This is a genomic window from Nocardiopsis listeri (genome assembly GCF_020741345.1).
Taxonomy (GTDB): domain Bacteria; phylum Actinomycetota; class Actinomycetes; order Streptosporangiales; family Streptosporangiaceae; genus Nocardiopsis; species Nocardiopsis listeri_A.
On record NZ_DYZD01000029.1, the window covers coordinates 1 to 2,612 of the forward strand.

General features: G+C 71.3%; 2 protein-coding genes. One reads left to right on the plus strand and one right to left on the minus strand.

Translation table 11 applies throughout. The annotated features are described in order from the left end of the window. Positions 1–1,693: fatty acid CoA ligase family protein (locus K8V84_RS01440; protein ID WP_369696593.1), on the plus strand; the 1,693-nt coding region annotated here is incomplete at its 5' end. A gap of 57 nt (positions 1,694–1,750) precedes the next feature. Here K8V84_RS01440 and K8V84_RS01445 read toward each other — a convergent pair. Further along, entirely contained in the window at positions 1,751–2,383 is a 633-nt protein-coding gene (locus K8V84_RS01445; protein ID WP_304069404.1) for a hypothetical protein, read from the minus strand. Positions 2,384–2,612: the final 229 nt, after the last annotated feature.

Consider the following 2,612-nt stretch of genomic DNA (forward strand, 5'->3'; position numbering starts at 1 on the left):
GCCCCCGATGACGGGACCGACCCCCACCACCCCCGACCGCGTCCGCGTCGCCGATCGAGTCCTGGAGGTGGCCCGCACCGACCCCGGCCGTGTCGCCATGATCCAGACCGACAAGGGACGCGACGGTGTCCTCATCCACCGCGAGCGGACCTACGGCGAACTGTCGGACCGCGCCGAACGACTGGCCGAAGGGCTACGAGCCACCGGGATCCGGGAGGGCACCCTCTGCTCGTTCATGGTCCCGCCGAGCTTCGACGCGCTCGTGCTGGGCACGGCGCTCTTCCGTGTCGGCGCCACTCTGGTGGGCATCGAGCCCTACAGCCACGGCATGCGGCGGGTCCGGCAGTGCCTCGACCGGATCGGCCCGGAGGTGTTCTTCGGTACGCCGCGCGCGCACCTGGCCAAGCGGCTCTTCGGTTGGGGCGAACGGACGGTGCGCCGGGAGTTCGTCGTGGACGGCGCTTGGCCCGGTGTGCGGTCGATGGACGATCTCCTGTCGGACCGGGCGCCGGACGAGCCGAAACCCGCCGACGTCGAACCCGGCGATCCGGCCGTCATCGCGTTCACCACCGGCAGCACCGGCAAGCCCAAGCCCACGGTGCTGCGCCAACGCAACTTCGCCGCGATGGTCGAGTTGGTCGGCGCCCAGTGGGCACTCGGTGACGGCGGCGACGTGGTCGACATGCCCACGTTCCCGATGTTCTGGATCATCGCGCTGTCGGCCGGCGGGCAGGTGGTGGTCCCCCCGATGGACTTCACCATGAAGGGGCCCGGCGACGCCGACCCTGCGGCGCTGCTGCGCACCATCGAGGAGCGCGGCGTCCGCTCGATGTTCGGTTCGCCCGCCCTGCTGCGGAACCTCTCGGCGCACGCACGCCGCGAGTCGATCACCGTCAAGAGTGTGCGGCGTATCGTCGCCGGCGGCGCCGAGGTCCAGGGGCCGCTGTACGCGGCGGTTCGGGACATGCTCGGCCCCGAGGGGGAGCTGTACTCCAATTACGGGGCCACCGAGGCACTTCCCCTGTGCGAGATCTCGGGAACGACGGTGCTGGAGGAGACCTGGGAGCGCACCGAACGCGGTGAGGGCCTGTGCGTGGGTGCGGGCCTGCCCGGGGTCGAGCTCCGGATCATCCCGGTGACCGAGGGGAACATCGCCGCCATCGGTGACGTGGAGGCCCTGCCCACCGGCGAGGTCGGCGAGGTCATCGCCCGTAGCCCGCACATCAGCGAGGACTACTTCCAGGACCCGGTCGCCACCGCCGCGAACAAGATCCCCGATCCGGACGGCACGGTGTGGCACCGGTTGGGGGACGTCGGTCACCTGGACGACCGGGGCCGCCTGTGGTTGGGCGGACGCCGTTCGCACCGGGTCATCACCCGGGGCGGGATCTTCCTACCGCTGCGGGTCGAGCCGGTCTTCGCCACCCACCCGGCCGTCCACCGGGCGGCCCTGGTCGGTGCGCCCCGGGCGGGGAGCATCGCCGCGGTGGTCTGCGTCGAACGCTCCGACGAGGACCGACGCGACACCGCGACCGTGGCCGCCGAGCTGCGCGCGCTGGCGGATCGTCACGAGTCGACCCGGGGCCTCACCGAGTTCGTCGAGGTGCGGCGCCTTCCCGTGGACCGCCGGCACAACGCCAAGATCGACCGGCCGGCGTTGGGGGCCTCCCTGGCCCGTCGAAGGAGGCGGTGACGCGGGACCCGCTCGGGGCAGGGGCGGGACCACGGTGGTACGTGCCGGGCCATGTCGTCAGTCCATGGACGCCATGATCTCCTCGGCGACCCGGAGCGCACCCTCCGACAGTTCGTCCTGGTCGGCCTCGCCCATACGGTCGTAGGTCACCTCCACGAGGACCTGTCCGTCCACGACCGTCACCCCGGCCCCGTCGCCGATGCCCTCACCGGTGACGGCGAACTCGCCGAGGTCGACGTCCGGGTCGGCGTCCTCCTCGCCGTAGGAGGCGAGGGTGCTGTCCACGTAGAGCCCCTCGTGGACCTCCATCGAGAAGTGGATCGTTCCGCCCGCCGCCGAGACGAGCATGCAGCTCATCCGCAGCCGGTCGAGGTCGTCCAGGTCGTCGGGGTCGGGGATACCCGTCGACCCCTGCGCGTCACTGCGCACGTCCTCCTCTCCGAGGAGGTCGTCCAGGGTCTCCTCGGAGAGCACGGTGCACAGGTTCTCGGGGGCGATCGTCAGGGGGTCGACCAGGTCTCTCTCCGGCCGCTCGTCCTCCCCCGCCTCCGGTTCCCCTTCCGTCTCGGGTACGTCTGCGGCGGCCGCATCCGGTTCGGTCGTCTCCGGATCCCCGCCGCAGCCGCTCAACATCAGGACCAGGGCCAGGCCCGAGGACAGGGCGACGGAGGCATACGTGTGTTCGGGCACGAAGGGCCTTTCTCAAGAGGTTCGCACGACGTCGCCACCCTAGAACCGAGAGCGACGGACCGATGGTCCGGGGCCGTGTACCTCGACGTGATCCATGCGCCCTGTGTGAGGGCGAAACCCCCCTCGCGCGCTCCGGAGAATCGGCTGGTCGCAAACCCGCCGAACCGGCCATCCCCCGACGACCACCCTCCCACCTGCGCGAACACCGCACCGCCGTTCGGGCGGAGTT